Raw genomic sequence first — 16,870 nt, 5'->3', positions numbered from 1 at the left:
TTCAACCGCAACAAGAGCACCCCATGCATCTCGACGAGCCCCTTACCGATAAAGAATTCGACGAACTCGACCAGTTCCTGCTGTCCGACCGCTCCCCCGAGGACGCGATGACGATGGACACCCTGCACGGCTACCTGACCGCGATCGCGATCGGCCCGGAAACCATCATGCCGGCCGAATGGCTCCCGCGCGTCTGGGGCGAGGACGGCAAGCAGGCGCCGAACTGGAAGAACCCGAAGGAAGAGCAGCGCATCATCAACCTGATCATGCGTTTCATGAACGAAGTCCTGATCACCTTCGAAGCCGCACCGAAAGAGTTCGAGCCGCTGTTCTGCGAGCACGAGGTCGACGGCGACGCCCTGATCGACGCCGAAGCCTGGTGCTGGGGCTTCTGGGAAGGCATGGAACTGCGCCCAGGCTCCTGGGAAGCCATCTGGGATTCGGAAGTGGCCGAACTGATGCGCCCGATCTACCTGCTCGGCGCCGACGAGATCGAGGAATCCGAACTGCCGGAAGTCGAAGACCCGCGCAAGGCGCACCAGCTGGCGCTGGACATCGAAGCCAACATCCCGGCCATCTACCGATACTGGGCGCCGCGCCGCAAGGGCGCGGTCGAGACCGTCAAGCGCGAGGAGCCGAAGGTCGGCCGCAACGACGACTGCCCTTGCGGCAGCGGCAAGAAGTACAAGAAGTGCTGCGGCGCGGACGCCGACTGAGTCCTGTCACGGCCGCCGGAAGATCAGGCGGCCGCTTCCTGCAATCCCAGATCCAGCCCCACCAGCAGGTCGCCCGGCTGCACCATCCCCGCCAGCCGGCCCTCCTCGTCCACCACGAATACCTGCTTCGCCCCCTCGTGGAAGCGCGCCAGCAGCGCCGTGACCGGCGCCGCGCCCGGCACGGCGACGAAATCCGCCTCGGCCAGCTGGCCGACCGTCGGCGCCGTATCGCGCCCGAACAGTAGCGCCGTCGCCCGCCGCGCCCGCGCCGGCAAGGGCCGGCTGGCGCTGCCGCCGGCCGCCACCAGGCCCGCCATGCTGAGCACGCCGGTCAGGCAGCCGGCCGCGTCCACCACCGGCAGCGCCGGCAGGCCGTGGCGCACCAGGAGCGCCCGCGCCGCCGCCAGCGGCATGTCCGGATCCAGGGTGGTGGGTACCGGATGCGCCAGTTCAGCGCAGCGATGCCGGCGCGCGCGGCGCGCGCTAGCGCGCTGCTCGGTCTCGGCGAAGATCGTGGCCAGGTCGTCGCGGCTGACGTCGAGCGCCTCGCCATAGCTGTCCAGCGCCGCATCCAGGTCTTCCTGCGCAAAGCCCGCCTTTTCCTCGGGCGGGCGGGCGGCAGGCTGCACGTGCGGATAATGGTGTCCGGACAGCCGGTTCCAGGCCACCGCGCCGAGCACCATCAGCACCGAATTCAGGCCCACCGGGGCCAGCGCGAACCAGAAGCCGGCCTTGGCCACCGCCGCTCCGCCCAGCACGGCGGTCACGGCCACCGCGCCGCCGGGCGGATGCAGGCAGCGCAGCGTGGCCATCGCGGCGATCGCCAGGCCCCCGGCCAGCGGCGCCGCCACCAGCGGGTCGGCGGCCTGCGCGCAGGCCACGCCGACCAGGGCCGACACGACGTTGCCGCCGATGACGGGCCAGGGCTGGGCCAGCGGCGCCGCCGGCAGGCAGAACAGCAGCACCGCGGACGCGGCCATCGGCGCGATCAGGAAGGGCAGCGAATGCACCGCCGCGGCGCCGAGCGCGGCGCGGCTGGCCAGTGCGGTGAGCAGCAGGGTCAGCAGCGCGCCGAGGGCGGCGGGCACCTGCCGGGTGAAGGAAGTCGGTCCGGCGGGGCGCAGGCGCCCCAGCCTTTCCAATAACTTCGGCAACTGCGACAACATCGAGAACATGGATACGTTTTGCAACATTGGGAACCTGCCATTACACCACAGCTTGCGCGAACGCGTATTCCCCCACGCGGACGGTAAGCATTCCGACAAGCAATCATGTAGGATAAGCAACGCACTGCGGCCGGCTTGCCGCAGCAACCAACAACGAGGACCCACGATGAACACCATTCCACGACGCACCCTGTCCACGCTGGCGGCCGCCGCACTGGCAATCTGCATTGCCACCCCGGCCCTGGCCGCTGCCCCGATGGCGAAAACCCCGGCCCCGGGCTGGTCGCGCATGATGCTGGGCCAGTTCGAGATCACCCCGCTGTCGGACGGCACCGTGGACCTGCCGGTCGACCAGCTGCTGGCCCAGGATCCGAAGAAAACCCGGGAGACCCTGGCCAGGGCGCACCTGAAGCCGATGCTGGAAACCTCGGACAATGCCTACCTCATCAACACCGGCGGCAAGCTGGTCCTGATCGACACCGGCGCCGGCTCCTTCTTCGGCCCGACCCTGGGCAAGCTGGTGGCGAACATGAAAGCGGCCGGCTACACGCCGGACCAGGTCGACGAGATCTACCTGACCCATTTCCACGGCGACCACGCCGGCGGCCTGGTGAAGGACTCGGCGGCCGTGTTCAGCAAGGCCATCGTGCGCGCCAACAAGCTGGAATCGGACCATTGGCTGAGCCAGGTGAACATGGACAAGGCCAAGGACAAGGACACGTTCAAGGGCGCCCAGGCCGCGCTCGGCCCCTACGTGAAGGCCGGCCGCTTCAAGCCTTTCGAAGGCAGCGCTGAACTGGTGCCGGGCATCCGCGCGAATCCGACCGGCGGCCACACCCCGGGCCATACCAGCTACCTGGTCGAAAGCGGCGGCCAGAAGCTGCTCGTGATCGGCGACCTGATCCACGTGGCGGCGGTGCAGATGGAAAACCCGGCCGTGACCATCCAGTTCGACGGCGACCAGAAGGCCGCCGCCGCCACCCGCAAGAAGGAATTCGACGCCGCGGCCAAGGGCGGCTACATGATCGGCGGCGCCCACCTGCAGTTCCCGGGCCTGGGCTACCTGCACACCGAAGGCAAGGGCTACCGCTACGTCCCGGTCAACTACACCCAGATGCGCTGAAAGGAAAGACAATGCTGAATCACGTCATGGTCGGCTCGAACGATATCGAGCGCTCGAAACGTTTTTACGATGCCGTCCTGGGCGTCCTGGGTGCGGGCGAGGGTTTCCGCAACGAGGCGCCGAGCGGCCACAAGCGGCTGTTCTATCGCCACGAAGGCAGCAGCTTCGGCATCAGCGAGCCGATCAACGGCGAGCCGGCGACGCCGGCCAACGGCGGCACCATCGGCTTCAAGTGCAGTTCGCCCGAGCAGGTGCGGGAATTCCATGACGTCGCCGTGGCCCATGGCGGCACCTCGATCGAGGAAGCGCCGGGCCTGCGCGAGATCAGCCTGGGCAACATCTACCTTGCCTACGTGCGCGACCCGGACGGCAACAAGCTCTGCGCAGCCTACCGCGTCAAGTAGGCACCCGGGCGTCCTGCGGCGCCGCCTGTACGCCCTCCAGCAGGCGCGCCAGCGCGTCGACGTCGACCGGCTTGACCAGGTGGTGCTGGAAGCCCGCGGCGAAGGCCGCGTCGCGGTCCTGCTGCTGGCCGTAGCCGGTGATGGCCACCAGCATGCTGGCCGCGGTTTCCGGCTGGGCGCGCAGGCGCCGCGCCAGTTCGTGGCCATCCATCCCGGGCAGGCCGATGTCGAGCAGGCAGACGTCGGGCGCCACCCGCCGGGCGCGCTCCAGCGCCCGCAGCGGCTCGTGCTCGACCACCACCTCGTGGCCGTGGGCCGCCAGCAGCAGGCCGAGCGTCTCGGCGGCATCCACGTTGTCATCCACCACCAGCACGCGCAAGACCCCGGCCTGCGCCGCCGGCGCGGGCGCCGGCCCTTGCTGCCGCGGGGCGGACACGGCTTCCGGCAGCAGCGGCAGCGTGATGACGAAGCTGCTGCCCTTGCCCGGTCCCGGGCTCGAACAGCCGACCATGCCGCCGTGCAGCTCGACCAGGTTGCGCACCAGCGCCAGCCCCAGGCCCAGGCCGCCCTGGGAACGGTCGGACGAACGCTCGCCCTGCGCGAACAGGTCGAACACCCTGGCGCTCAGTTCGCGGTCCATGCCGATGCCTTCGTCACGCACGCCGATCACCAGCACGCCCTTGCCGCCCTCGCCCCGCACCTCGGCCCGCAGGTCGATCGCGCGCCCTTCCGGTGTGTACTTGGTGGCGTTGCCGAGCACATTGGCCACCACCTGCACCAGGCGCGCCTTGTCGCCTTCTACCTGCGCCCACGAGGGCGGCAGGTGCACCGACAGGCGCTGGCGCCTGGCGTCGATCGCCGGCCTGACCTGCTCCACCGCTTCCTGCACCACGCCGCGCATGCCGACCTCGGCCCGCTCGAGCGTGATCAGGCCGCGCGTCACGCGCGAGACATCCAGCAGATCGTCCACCAGGCGCGTCATGTGGCGCACCTGGCGCCCGATGATGTTGCTGCTCTGGCGCACCCGCTCCTCGCCGAGCGTGCCGATGCGCAGCAGCTCGGCGGCGGCGCTGATCGGCGCCAGCGGGTTGCGCAGCTCGTGCGCCAGCATGGCCAGAAATTCGTCCTTGCGGCGGTCGGCCTCGACCAGTTTTTCCTCGGCCAGCTTGCGGTCGGTGATGTCGCGGAAGAAGGAGGCGATGCTGCCGTCCGGCATCGGGTAAGCGCGCACCTCGGTCCAGATGCGCTGGCCGTCCGGGAAAGGATACGAATAGATCGCGGCCGATGCCACCCGGGTTTGCATGACTTCGCGGTACATCCGGCCCAGCTCCATGTCGACCGTGTGCGGAAAAACATCCCAGTGGCTGCGCCCGATCGTCTCTTCCGCCTTCACCCGGCACAGGCGCAGGCCCTCGGCGTTCATCTCGACGATGTTCCAGTCGGCGTCGAACACGGCGAAGCCTTCGGCGATGGTGTCGAAGATGTTGCGGCTGCGGTCGCGTTCGGCGCGCAGCGCGGCCTGGGCGCGCGCGGTCTCGGCCGCCCCCCAGGTGCGCTCGGCGACATCGCGCGCCAGCTGCAGGTCGTCGTCGCTCCAGTGGCGCGCAAGCACGCAGTCGATCCCGAGGCAGGCCGTCAGCCGGCCGGATTTGACCAGCGGCACCACCAGCAGCGCACCGATGCGGTCGGCGATGTAGGCGCTGCGGTAGCCGATGGTGCGCACGTCGCGCGCGCTGTCGTGGATGCGCACCACGTCGCCCGCGCGCAGCGCCGCGCCCACCGCGGGGCCGAATTCGTCGAGGCTGAAACTGGGCTGGGTCCATTGGCGGCCGTCGCGCGACCACCAGCGCGGCACCGAGAAGCGCCCGGTGGCGTCGTTCATCTCGGCGTACACCACCCGGTCCGCGTGCAGCTCGCCGCCCAGCAGCGCGCTGGCGGTGGCGATGACTTCCTCGCTCGAGGCAAGCGGACGCAGCGCATCGGAGACGGTAAGCTCGAAGGCCGCGCGGCGCTCGCTGGCGACGCGGCGCGTGGTTTCCATCACGGTGCAGAACAGGCCCGCCACCTGGCCGTCGTCGCCGATCAGGGGCGCATGCGAGAAGGTGAAGCTGGCCCGCTCCGGATAGCCGCGCCGCATCACGGTCATCGGCATGTCTTCGAAGTAGACCGGTTTGCCCGACAGGGCGCGGTCGATCAGCGGCACCATGTCCTTCCAGACCTCGGACCACAGGTCGCGGAAGGGTTCGCCGAGCGCGCGCCCGTGCTTTTGCCCGAGCAGCGGCACGTAGGCGTCGTTGTAGAGGAAGATCAGGTCCGGCCCCCAGGCCAGGAACATCGGGAAGGCCGAGTGCAGCACCATGTCCACGGCCGTGCGCAGCGCCGGCGGCCATTCCCCGGGCGGACCGAGCGGGGTCTGGCTCCAGTCATGACGGCGGATGCGCATGCGCATGCCGTCATCGATCGTGTGCGTGGGAGAGGACATGGGCCGATTGTCGCACAGCTTTTATTGCCTGAGATGCATTTCTGCAAGACAGGCAAACCATGCATATCAGACTTTGATGAAGTGCTCGCGGTAGTAGCGCAGCTCTTCGATCGACTCGACGATGTCGGCCAGCGCGGTGTGCTTCTGGTGCTTCTTGAAGCCGGAGGCGAGCTCGGGCTTCCAGCGGCGGCACAGCTCCTTCAGGGTCGACACGTCCAGGTTACGGTAGTGGAAGAAGGCTTCCAGCTTCGGCATGCCGCGCGCCATGAAGCGGCGGTCCTGGCAGATCGAGTTGCCGCACATCGGTGACTTGTTGGCCGGGACATACTTTTTCAGGAAGGCGATCAGTTCCAGCTCGGCCTGGGCTTCGGTCACGGTCGAGGCCCTGACGCGGTCGATCAGGCCCGAGCGGCCATGGGTGCCCTTGTTCCAGTTGTCCATCTTGTCCAGGGTCTCGTCCGACTGGTGGATGGCGAAGACCGGACCTTCGGCGATGACGTTCAGCTCCGGATCGGTGACGATCACGGCCACTTCGATGATGCGGTCGTTGTCCGGGTCCAGGCCGGTCATTTCCATGTCGACCCAGACCAGGTTGAACTCGTTCGGACGGACGGCCGCGCCTGCGCCTGTGCCTTCGGTTTGTGTAGCTTGTGACATAATTCTCTCTTGGTTCATTTACGCGCCTAACAATTCCCACCATGGCGGCGTTGCACCGTCTCGCCGTACTAGCGTACTGTCTTCGACGGTGCGCCTTGCCCTGGCGGTTTTGTTAGACGCGTTGAGTTGTTCGCGTAATCCTGCATTTTCTCACAGGCACAGCATGTCTTCACTCGGGTTTTCGGTTTTGTTCGTCGTATTCTTTGCGCTGACCTTGGGCGTGCGCTTCTGGCTGGCCAACCGGCACATCCGGCACGTGCTGCGCCACCGCGCCAGCGTACCGGCCGAGTTTGCGCCAAAGGTGCCGCTGGCGGCGCACCAGAAGGCGGCCGACTACACCGTGGCCAGGACCCGGCTCGGCATCGCCTCGATGCTGTGGGGCGGCGTGGTGCTGATCGGCTTTACCCTGCTGGGCGGATTGCAGGCCTTGTCGATGTCCCTGCTCGGCCTCACCGGCCCGGGCATGGCGCACCAGATGGCCCTGGTGGTGGCCTTTGCCGTGGTGTCCGGCCTGCTCGACCTGCCCTTCGACTGGTACCGCCAGTTCGTGCTGGAACAGCGCTTCGGCTTCAACAAGATGACGCCCGGCCTGTGGATCGCCGACATGTGCAAGGGCCTGCTGCTCGGCGCCGTGATCGGCCTGCCGCTGCTGTGGGTGATCCTGGCGCTGATGGAGCGAAGCGGCGACCTGTGGTGGCTGTGGGCCTGGTGCGTGTGGAGCGGCTTCCAGCTGTTGATGATGGTGCTCTACCCGAGCGTGATCGCCCCCATGTTCAACAAGTTCACCCCGCTGCAGGACGCCAGTCTCAAGGAACGCATCGAAGGCCTGATGGCGCGCGTCGGCTTCGCCTCGAAAGGTTTGTTCGTGATGGACGGCAGCAAGCGCAGCGCGCATGGCAACGCCTACTTCTCCGGTTTCGGGTCGAACAAGCGCATCGTCTTCTTCGACACCCTGCTGTCGCGCCTCGATCCGCACGAGATCGAAGCCGTGCTGGCGCACGAACTGGGCCACTTCAAGCTGCGCCACATCGTCAAGCGCATCATGGTGATGTTCGCCCTGTCGCTGGCCTTCCTGGCGCTACTGGGCTACCTGAAGAACCAGGCCTGGTTCTACACCGGCCTGGGCGTGCTGCCGATGATGAACGCGTCGAACGACGGCATGGCCCTGATCCTGTTCGCGCTGGTGCTGCCGGTGTTCACCTTCGTGCTCTCGCCGCTCGGTTCCATCACGTCGCGCAAGCACGAATTCGAGGCCGACGCCTTCGCCGCAAAGCATACCGATAGCAGCCACCTGGTCTCGGCCCTGGTCAAGATGTACGAAGACAACGCCTCGACCCTGACGCCGGACCCCTTGCATTCGGCCTTCTACGATTCGCACCCGCCGGCCTCGGTGCGGGTGAAACACCTGACCATGGCGGCCGCATGAAGCTCATCCACCAACACTGCATCCACGGCGCAGCCGCGCTGGACCCAGCCACGATCGGGGCGCGCCTGCTCGACCTGCCCGAATGGCAGGCCGAGGGCGGCAGCATCGTCCGTGACTACACCTTCGCCGACGACCGCGCGACGATCGCCTTCGTGAATGCCATCGCCGCAATGGCCGAGCAGCAGAACCATCATCCCGAAATGACGGTCGGCTACCGCCGCTGCCGGCTTGCCTACACCACCCATTCGGCCGGCGGCGCCCTGAGCGACAACGACTTCATCTGCGCCGCCCGGGCGGATGCCATCTACGTGCAGGGCCCGGGCGCATGAGCGAATTGACCGCAACCATCATCGCGGCCCATGGCCGCCATTACCTGGCCGACGCCGACGGCGAGAAGCTGCAGTGCGTCACGCGCGGCAAGAAGACCAATGTGGCGGTGGGCGACGTCGTGATTCTCAAGCGCACGTCGAACGACCAGGCCGTGATCGAAAAGATCGCCGAGCGCACCACCCTGCTGTACCGCTCCGACCAGTACAAGTCGAAACTGCTGGCGGCGAACATCTCGCGCCTGTTCATCGTCGTCGCCACCGAGCCGAGCTTCGCCGACGACCTGGTCTCGCGCGCCCTGGTGGCGGCCGAGGCGGCCGGCATCGAGGCCCACATCATCCTGAACAAGGTCGACGTGGAGCCGCCGCTGGCGCGCGCCCGCGAGCGCGCCGGCCTGTATGGCGCGCTCGGCTATCCGGTGCACGAGCTGTCGGCGCGCGCCCGTCCGGAGCACGCGGTCGAGACCCTGATGCCGCTGCTGGCCGGGCAATCGTCGATCTTCATCGGCCAGTCGGGCATGGGCAAGTCGTCCCTGATCAACCTGCTGGTGCCGGACGCCGACATCGCCGTGCGCGAGATCTCGGAAGCCCTGGACACCGGCAAGCACACCACCACGTTTACCCGCCTGTACTGGCTGCCCGGCGGCGCCTCGATCATCGATTCGCCGGGCTTCCAGGAATTCGGGCTGTACCACCTGACCGAAGGCATGCTGGAACGCGCCTTCGTCGAGTTCAAGCCTTATCTCGGCGGTTGCAAGTACTACAACTGCCGCCACCTGGCCGAGCCGCAATGCGCGGTGCTGGGCGCGGTCGGGGAAGGCCGGATCGCGAAGATGCGCCACGAGCTGTATGCGCAGTTGCTGCACGAATCATCGCAGACTCTGTATTAATCATAGACGAGTCAGGCCGTTGTAGGGTGGGCGGGTTCCGCCCACGCGGTCAATCAGTGCAAGATCAGCCCGCGCGGATGTTCCACCGATAACAATCACCGGTGGGCGGCAGAGCCGCCCACCCTACGGAAAGCAAAAACCCTTATAATTCAAGGGATAACACTCAAGCAAAGACGCACAGACGATATGCCAGTCGCAAAGCCCATCAAGCATTTCCTGCAGTTCTCCGACTTCTCGCTGGATGAATTCGAATACGTCATCGAGCGCGCGAAGGTCATCAAGCGCAAGTTCAAGGCCTACGAGGTCTACCACCCGCTGGTCGACCGCACCCTGGTGATGGTGTTCGAGAAGAGCTCGACCCGTACCCGCCTCTCTTTCGAGGCCGGCATGCACCAGCTGGGCGGCGCGGCGATCTACCTGAACACCCGCGACAGCCAGCTGGGCCGCGGCGAGCCGGTGGAAGACGCGGGCCAGGTCATGTCGCGCATGTGCGACATCATCATGGTGCGCACCTTCGGCCAGGACATCATCGAGCGCTTCGCGGCGCATTCGCGCGTCCCGGTCATCAACGGCCTGACCAACGAACACCACCCCTGCCAGGTGCTGGCCGACATCTTCACCTTCTACGAGCACCGCGGCCCGATCGCCGGCAAGACGGTGGCCTGGATCGGCGACGCCAACAACATGCTGTACTCCTGGCTGCAGGCGGCCGAGGTGTTCGGCTTCCACCTGAACGTCTCGACCCCGAAGGGCTACGACCTGGATCCGAAGCTCGTGTCCACCCAGCGCTACACCCTGTTCGACAACCCCTCTAGCGCCTGCGAAGGCGCGCACCTGGTCAACACCGACGTCTGGACCAGCATGGGCTACGAGAAGGAAAACGCCGAGCGCATGAAGGCCTTCGACGGCTTCATCGTGGACGAAGCCAAGATGGCGCGCGCCGCCCCGGACGCGCTGTTCATGCACTGCCTGCCGGCGCACCGCGGCGAAGAAGTATCGGCCGGCGTCATCGACGGCCCGCAATCGGTGGTCTGGGACGAGGCGGAAAACCGCCTGCACGTGCAGAAGGCGCTGATCGAATACCTGCTGCTCGGCCGCATCGAAGACAACTAATTTTCATCACCCACAACCCTTAGTTTGATCGTCGGCCCCTTGCTTCCACAGGCGGGCCGGCTGACCATCCCGATCCCACCTCCCCCTCCACACTGGAATCTTCCATGAGCGACATTAAAAAAGTAGTCCTTGCCTACTCCGGCGGCCTCGATACCTCGGTCATCCTCAAATGGCTGCAGGATCACTACAACTGCGAAATCGTCACCTTCACCGCCGACCTCGGCCAGGGCGAAGAACTGGAGCCTGCGCGCGCCAAGGCGATCAAGTTCGGCATCAAGCCCGAAAACATCTACATCGACGACGTGCGCGAAGAATTCGTGCGCGACTTCGTGTTCCCGATGTTCCGCGCCAATACCGTGTACGAAGGCGAATACCTGCTGGGCACCTCGATCGCGCGTCCGCTGATCGCCAAGCGTCTGATCGAGATCGCCAACGAGACCGGCGCCGACGCCATCTCGCACGGCGCGACCGGCAAGGGCAACGACCAGGTGCGTTTCGAACTGGGCGCCTACGCGCTGAAACCCGACGTCAAGATCATCGCCCCGTGGCGCGAGTGGGACCTGCTGTCGCGCGAGAAGCTGCTGAAGTACGCGGAAGATGCCGGCATCGAGATCGACATGAAGCACAAGAACGGCGGCGCGCCCTACTCGATGGACGCCAACCTGCTGCACATCAGTTTTGAAGGCCGCCACCTGGAGAACCCGAGCGCGGAAGCCGAGGAATCGATGTGGCGCTGGTCGGTGTCGCCCGAGCAGGCGCCGAACGAAGCCGAGTACCTCGACATCGAATACGAAAAGGGCGACATCGTGGCCCTGAACGGCAAGCGCATGAGCGCCGCCGAAGTCCTGACCGAGCTGAACCGCCTGGGCGGCAAGCACGGCATCGGCCGGCTCGACTTAGTGGAAAATCGCTACGTCGGCATGAAGTCGCGCGGCTGCTACGAGACCCCGGGCGGCACCATCATGCTCAAGGCCCACCGTGCGATCGAATCGATTACCCTGGACCGCGAAGTCGCGCACCTGAAGGACGACCTGATGCCGCGCTATGCGTCGCTGATCTATAACGGCTACTGGTGGGCGCCGGAGCGCGTCGCGCTGCAGACCCTGATCGACCACACCCAGCAGACCGTGAACGGCTGGGTGCGCGTGAAGCTCTACAAGGGCAACGTGATCGTGGTGTCGCGCGATTCGAAGACCGATTCGCTGTTCGACATGAACATCGCCACCTTCGATGAAGACGGCGGCGCCTACAACCAGGCGGACGCGGGCGGCTTCATCAAGCTGAACGCGCTGCGCATGCGCATCGCTGCCAAAGCGCGCGCGGCACGCGGCAAGTAAGCTTTATTTCCCTCTCGAAAGCCGCCTCATCAGGCGGCTTTTTTCGTGGCCTGTCCCATCCGCGCTAGAATGGCACCATTGCCCTCTCAACAACGCGCATGCATCCCGACAACGACACAGGCAATATCCAGGCGCACCCCGGCGCCGGCGCCGCGGGCGAATCCTCCGCGCGGCCGGCCACGCCCCAGGCCGACGCGATCGCCATCATCTACCGCAACATCGAGGACGTCGTCTACCAGTACGCGGTCGAGGGAACGGACACCTTTCGCTTCACCTACGTGAACCCGGCCTTCTACAAGACCACCCACCTCACGCCCGAGCAGGTCATCGGCAAGACCGTCGACGAAGTCATCCCCGAACCCTCGCTGTCGATCGTGCTCGAGCATTACCGCAACGCGATCCGCAGCGGCCAGATCCAGCGCTGGGAAGAGCACAGCGACTATCCGGCCGGCCGCAAGGTCGGACGGGTCTCGATCACGCCGGTGTTCGACGCCGCGGGCCGCTGCACCGACCTGGTCGGCACCGTGCACGACATTTCCGACGTCATCAACCGCGAGGAAAAGCTGCAGCAGGCCCACCGTGCGCTGGAGGAAGCCTTCGCCACCCAGGGGCGGCTGGCCGAGTCGCTGCGGCGCGAGGAAGAGCGACTGGTGCTGGCCCTGAACGGGACCGGCGAAGGTGTCTGGGACTGGCGGATGGACGAGAATTCGGTCACCTTCTCGGCCAAGTGGAAGGAGATCATGGGCGCCAGCGGCAACCCGGACGGCGCCACGCCGAAGATCTGGACCAGCCGCATCCACCCCGACGACAACGCCCACGTGCGGCGCTGCATCGAGCGCTACCTGGCCGGCAACGAAGCGCTCTACACCTGCGAATACCGGATCCGCCGCTTCACCGGCGACTGGATCCGGGTGCGCTCGCGCGGCAGCATCGTCGCACGCGATGCGCAGGGGCAGCCGCTGCGCATGATCGGCACCATCACCGACATCACCGAGGCCTACCGCATGCGGCAGGCGCTGGAGAAGAGCCATGAGCGGCTCGCCCAGCTGGCGCAGCAGGTCCCGGGCGCCCTGTTCGAACTGGAGCACCGCGCCGACGGCAGCTTCGCCTGCCCCTTCATCAGCGACATGGCGCACACCCTGTTCGAACTGGCGCCAAGCGCCATCCAGGCCGACCTCGGCTGCCTGGCGGCGCGCATCGTGCCGCAGCACCGGGTGCGCCTGCGCCGCGCCCTGGAGCGCTCGGCCGCCGGGATGCAGCCGCTGCGGGCCGAATTCCAGGTCGAGCTTCCCGACGGCGGCCACTGCTGGCGCGAAGTGATCGCGACGCCCTCCCCGGGCCTCGATGGCGGCACTATCTGGTACGGCTTCATCGACGACATCAGCAGCCGCAAGCACAGCGAAGAGACCATCCGCCAGTTCACCGAGAAGCTGGAACGGCGCGCCCACTACGATACCCTGACCGGCCTGCCCAACCGGGCCCTGTTCCGCGACCGCCTCGAGCACGCGATCCGGCGCGCCGAGGACGAGCGCGGCGAAGTCGCGCTGCTGTTCATCGACCTCGACCGCTTCAAGGAAGTCAACGACCTGCTCGGCCACGACGCCGGCGACCTGCTGCTGGTCGAGGCGGCGCAGCGCATCCGGGCCTGCGTGCGCAAGGGCGACACCGTGGCGCGCCTCGGCGGCGACGAATTCACGGTGATCCTGAGCGAAACGCGCGAACTGGCCCACGTCGAGGCGGTGGCGCAGGCAATCCTCGATGCGCTCGCCCAGCCCTTTCCGATCCAGCAGGAACTCCTGTACATCGCCGGCAGCATCGGCATCGCCCGCTACCCCGAGGACGCGCGCGATCCGGAGGAACTGATGCGCAACGCCGACCACGCGATGTACCGCTCCAAGTCAGGCGGGCGCAACCAGCTGACCTTCTTCGAGGCGAACATGCAGGCGGCCGCGATCCGGCGCCTCAAGCTGCTCGCCGAGCTGCGCAATGCCGTCCCCGGCGAGCAGCTCGAACTGTATTTCCAGCCGATCGTCGACCTGTCCTCGAACCGGATCGTCAAGGCCGAGGCCCTGCTGCGCTGGCGCCATGCTTCCGGGGCCCTGCTGTCGCCGGACACCTTCATCGGCGTGGCGGAGGAATCCGGCCTGATTCACGAGATCGGCGACTGGGTGTTCCGCACCGCGGCCCACTATTCGAAGCGCTGGTCGGACATGCTGGGGCGCGACTTCCAGGTCAGCATCAACAAGTCGCCGGTGCAATTCCAGACCCAGACCCAGACCCAGGCCGATTGCGCCGACTGGGTGGCCTACCTGGACGAGATCCGCCTGGGAGCGCGCTGCATCAACGTCGAGATCACCGAAGGCCTGCTGCTGAACCTGTCGGACACCGTGCTGGCCAAGCTGGCGGCCCTGCAGTCGAGCGGCATGCAGGTGTCGATCGACGATTTCGGCACCGGCTATTCCTCGATGAGCTACCTGAAGCGCCTCGACATCGACTACCTGAAGATCGACCAGTCTTTTGTGAAGGAACTGGTGCACGACAACTTCAGCCGCACGATCACCGAGACCATCATCGTCATGGCGCACAAGCTGGGACTGAAGGTCATTGCCGAAGGAGTGGAGACGCCGGAGCAGTGCGCGGCCCTGAGCCGCGCCGGCTGCGACTACGCGCAGGGCTACCTGTTCTCGCGGCCGGTGCCGGCCGACCTGTTCGAGACCATGCTGGCCTGGTAGCTGCCAGGCCTTGTTGCGCTAGGCGCTGTTGCGCAGGTCGTCGACCGGCTCGTGCCCGAAGCGCTCCGCCAGCAGGCAGTTCACCAGCCTCACCGCGCAGTCACTTGGCGACACCAGCACCCCGCCCTCCTTCATGTCGACGAAGCGCTGCTTGAGCGGGAATTTCGTGTCCGGCGTGGCCCGGATCTCGGCCTGCATGTCGGTATCGATCACGCCCGGCGCCAGGCTGACACAGCGCACCCACGGGTCGCCGTCGAGCGCCACCGCGCGCGCATGCTGGTCGAGCGCGGCCTTGGTGGCGCAGTAGACGCTCCAGCCCGGATAGGCGCTGCGCCCGGCCCCGCTCGAGATGTGCAGGATGCGCCGTTCGGCCTGCGGGGCGGCCTGCACGAAAGCGCTTGATAGCGCCAGCGGCGCGCCGACGTTCAGCGTGGCCGCGCGCAGCGCCGCCACCGGGTCCTGCTCGGCCAGCGGCCCGACCGGCGTCACCACGCCGGCATTGTTGACCAGCAGCGCCGTGTCGCAGCCGGCCAGGAAGGAGCGCAGCGTGTGCCCGCCCAGCCAGGCGCCCAGTGCTTGCGCGTCGCCCAGGTCGACCACGGCCTGCTCCATCCCTTCCCCAATCTCCGCATGCCCGCGCGCCAGCCCCAGCACGGGGATGCCGCGCGCCACCAGTTCCGCCGCCACCGCGGCGCCCAGGCCACGGCTGTGGCCCGTCACGACTGCCTTGATCATGCCCGCCTCCGTTAAATGAATACCGGTTCCGGCTCCAGCGCCACGCCATAGCGCGCCTTGACGTCTTCCTGGATCGCGCGCGCCAGCCGCACCACGTCCTCGCCCCGGGCGCCGCCCAGGTTGACCAGCACCAGCGCCTGTTTCGGGTACACGCCCGCAGCCCCCAGCGCCCGGCCCTTCCAGCCGCACTGGTCGATCAGCCAGCCGGCCGCCAGCTTCTCGCTGCCGTCCGCCTGCGCATGGTGCACCAGTTGCGGAAATTCGGCCAGCAAGCGTGCGCAGTGTTCCCTGCTCACCACCGGATTCTTGAAGAAGCTGCCGGCATTGCCGATCTCGCCCGGGTCGGGCAGCTTGCGGCGCCGGATCGCCTCGACGGTGCGCCCGATGTCCTGCGGCGTCGGCGCGGTGAGTCCGGCCTCTTCCACCGCCCGGGCCAGCTCGGCGTAGCGCAGGTTCGGGACCCAGGCCGCCGGCAGCGCGAACGTGACGTCCAGCACCACCAGTTCGCGCCCTTCCGGATGCTTGAACAGGCTGTCGCGGTAGGCGAAGCGGCAGGCGGCGGCGTCCAGGGTGCGCACGTCGCCGCTGGCCATGTCGTAGGCCGTCAGGCAATGGAAGACGTCCCTGGTTTCGGTCCCGTACGCCCCCACGTTCTGGATCGGCGCCGCGCCGACCGTGCCGGGGATCAGGGACAGGTTTTCCAGCCCGCCCAGCCCCTGGGCCAGGGTCCACGCGACGAAAGCGTGCCAGTTCTCGCCCGCCTGGGCCCGCACCAGGATGCGGCCGTCCTGTTCGCCCAGCACCTCCCTGCCCTGGCCCGTCATGTGCAGGACGATGCCGTCGAAGTCGCGGGTAAACAGCATGTTGCTGCCGCCGCCCAGCACCAGGCGCGGCAGGGCGCCCAGCGCCGGGTCGCGCCGCACGGCCTCGAGCTGGGCCGCCCCATCCACCCGCAGGTAGTGACGGGCGCGCGCCGGAATGCGGAAGGTGTTCAGGGATGCGAGGGAATAATCGTCGAGGATGGGCAGGTCGGCTTGCATGGCGTGAGGGGTGTTTTTTGGACATTATAGGGGCAAGCATGCCCGGGACCGTTGCCTTCCGGGTAAATGTGATGGCCCGCGGAAGGGGTTGTCCGTTAAAATAGAGGGATTCATCTAGTTAGCTTTACAAGAAAAAAGGAAACCGCCATGCCATCGTTTGATGTCGTCTGCGAAGCAGACATGGTCGAAGTGAAGAATGCTGTCGAACAATCGAACAAGGAAATCACCACCCGCTTCGACTTCAAGGGCAGCTCGGCCAATGTCGAGCAGAAGGAAAAGGAACTGACCCTGTTCGCCGATTCCGATTTCCAGCTGGGCCAGGTCAAGGACGTCCTGATCAACAAGATGGCCAAGCGCAAGGTCGACGTGCGCTTCCTCGACGAAGGCAAGATCGAGAAGATCGGCGGCGACAAGGTCAAGCAGGTCATCAAGGTGCGCAACGGCATCGAGACCGAAGACGCGAAGAAGATCACCAAGCTCATCAAGGAAAGCAAGATGAAGGTGCAGGCCAGCATCCAGGGCGAATCGGTGCGCGTCACCGGCGCCAAGCGCGACGACCTGCAGGCTGCCATGGCCCTGCTGCGCAAGGACGTGCAGGAGCTGCCGCTGGCCTTCAACAACTTCCGTGACTAAAACGAGCTCACCCGCAGTCATCCGGCTGCGCAAACCCTGCCCCGCCTTGGGGTAGAATGACGGCCGCGCAGGAGCGCGGCTGGTCGATGC

Annotated in this window: 15 protein-coding genes; 10 read left to right on the top strand and 5 right to left on the bottom strand. The window is 66.7% G+C overall.

Translation table 11 applies throughout. The features are described 5' to 3' along the window. Positions 1–23: 23 nt before the first annotated feature. The gene (locus MasN3_RS09210) at positions 24–716 is read left to right on the top strand and encodes a UPF0149 family protein (RefSeq protein ID WP_281913707.1); all 693 of its coding nucleotides are present in this window, start codon (positions 24–26) and stop codon (positions 714–716) included. A 23-nt stretch (positions 717–739) separates the two neighbouring features. Here MasN3_RS09210 and MasN3_RS09205 read toward each other — a convergent pair whose 3' ends face one another. Beyond that, the gene (locus MasN3_RS09205) at positions 740–1,891 is read right to left on the bottom strand and encodes an HPP family protein (protein WP_281913706.1); all 1,152 of its coding nucleotides are present in this window, start codon (positions 1,889–1,891) and stop codon (positions 740–742) included. 157 nt (positions 1,892–2,048) lie between these two features. Between MasN3_RS09205 and MasN3_RS09200 the strand changes: the two genes are divergently transcribed. Both MasN3_RS09200 and MasN3_RS09195 read left to right on the top strand, forming a co-directional pair. Continuing rightward, positions 2,049–3,005, top strand: a complete 957-nt coding sequence (locus tag MasN3_RS09200; protein ID WP_281913705.1) for an MBL fold metallo-hydrolase — start codon at positions 2,049–2,051, stop codon at positions 3,003–3,005. An 11-nt stretch (positions 3,006–3,016) separates the two neighbouring features. Beyond that, the gene (locus MasN3_RS09195) at positions 3,017–3,409 is read left to right on the top strand and encodes a VOC family protein (RefSeq protein ID WP_281913704.1); all 393 of its coding nucleotides are present in this window, start codon (positions 3,017–3,019) and stop codon (positions 3,407–3,409) included. On the opposite strand, the gene MasN3_RS09190 is transcribed toward MasN3_RS09195, so the two are convergent. Together MasN3_RS09190 and orn are read right to left on the bottom strand one after the other, a co-directional pair. Further along, positions 3,402–5,891 (bottom strand): hybrid sensor histidine kinase/response regulator, encoded by a 2,490-nt coding sequence (locus tag MasN3_RS09190; RefSeq protein WP_281913703.1) that lies wholly within the window; start codon positions 5,889–5,891, stop codon positions 3,402–3,404. The genes MasN3_RS09195 and MasN3_RS09190 overlap by 8 nt on opposite strands. Positions 5,892–5,957: 66 nt before the next feature. Further along, positions 5,958–6,548 (bottom strand): oligoribonuclease, encoded by a 591-nt coding sequence (gene orn, locus MasN3_RS09185; protein WP_281913702.1) that lies wholly within the window; start codon positions 6,546–6,548, stop codon positions 5,958–5,960. A gap of 163 nt (positions 6,549–6,711) precedes the next feature. Here orn and MasN3_RS09180 point away from each other — a divergent pair, with 163 nt between their 5' ends. The 6 genes from MasN3_RS09180 to MasN3_RS09155 all read left to right on the top strand — a co-directional run bounded on the left by MasN3_RS09180 (position 6,712) and on the right by MasN3_RS09155 (position 14,372). Further along, the gene (locus MasN3_RS09180) at positions 6,712–7,974 is read left to right on the top strand and encodes a M48 family metallopeptidase (protein WP_281913701.1); all 1,263 of its coding nucleotides are present in this window, start codon (positions 6,712–6,714) and stop codon (positions 7,972–7,974) included. Next, positions 7,971–8,303, top strand: coding sequence for a 4a-hydroxytetrahydrobiopterin dehydratase (locus MasN3_RS09175; RefSeq protein ID WP_281913700.1), 333 nt, complete (start codon positions 7,971–7,973; stop codon positions 8,301–8,303). Before MasN3_RS09180 ends, MasN3_RS09175 begins: the two co-directional genes overlap by 4 nt. Continuing rightward, positions 8,300–9,190 carry a ribosome small subunit-dependent GTPase A gene (gene rsgA / locus MasN3_RS09170; RefSeq protein ID WP_281913699.1) on the top strand — a complete coding sequence of 297 codons (891 nt, stop codon included), beginning with the start codon at positions 8,300–8,302 and terminating at the stop codon, positions 9,188–9,190. Before MasN3_RS09175 ends, rsgA begins: the two co-directional genes overlap by 4 nt. Before the next feature lie 186 nt (positions 9,191–9,376). Next, a complete protein-coding gene (argF, locus tag MasN3_RS09165) occupies positions 9,377–10,303 on the top strand; it encodes an ornithine carbamoyltransferase (RefSeq protein WP_281913697.1) in 927 nt (308 codons plus the stop codon). 104 nt (positions 10,304–10,407) lie between these two features. Then, positions 10,408–11,640, top strand: a complete 1,233-nt coding sequence (locus tag MasN3_RS09160) for an argininosuccinate synthase (protein ID WP_027866212.1) — start codon at positions 10,408–10,410, stop codon at positions 11,638–11,640. 98 nt (positions 11,641–11,738) lie between these two features. Continuing rightward, on the top strand, positions 11,739–14,372 hold the full coding sequence (locus tag MasN3_RS09155; RefSeq protein ID WP_281913695.1) for a sensor domain-containing protein: 2,634 nt from the start codon (positions 11,739–11,741) through the stop codon (positions 14,370–14,372). Positions 14,373–14,390: 18 nt separating this feature from the next. Here the strand turns inward: MasN3_RS09155 and MasN3_RS09150 are convergent, their stop codons facing one another. Further along, positions 14,391–15,107 carry an SDR family oxidoreductase gene (locus MasN3_RS09150; protein ID WP_281913693.1) on the bottom strand — a complete coding sequence of 239 codons (717 nt, stop codon included), beginning with the start codon at positions 15,105–15,107 and terminating at the stop codon, positions 14,391–14,393. Positions 15,108–15,118: 11 nt separating this feature from the next. Continuing rightward, on the bottom strand, positions 15,119–16,147 hold the full coding sequence (murB, locus tag MasN3_RS09145) for a UDP-N-acetylmuramate dehydrogenase (RefSeq protein ID WP_281913691.1): 1,029 nt from the start codon (positions 16,145–16,147) through the stop codon (positions 15,119–15,121). A 147-nt stretch (positions 16,148–16,294) separates the two neighbouring features. Here murB and MasN3_RS09140 point away from each other — a divergent pair, with 147 nt between their 5' ends. Beyond that, the gene (locus tag MasN3_RS09140; protein ID WP_281913690.1) at positions 16,295–16,780 is read left to right on the top strand and encodes a YajQ family cyclic di-GMP-binding protein; all 486 of its coding nucleotides are present in this window, start codon (positions 16,295–16,297) and stop codon (positions 16,778–16,780) included. Positions 16,781–16,870 lie beyond the last annotated feature (90 nt).

The organism is Massilia varians (assembly GCF_027923905.1).
GTDB lineage: Bacteria > Pseudomonadota > Gammaproteobacteria > Burkholderiales > Burkholderiaceae_D > Telluria > Telluria varians_B.
The sequence above is the reverse complement of the archived record's forward strand: the minus strand, read 5'-3'. Positions and strand labels throughout refer to the sequence as shown.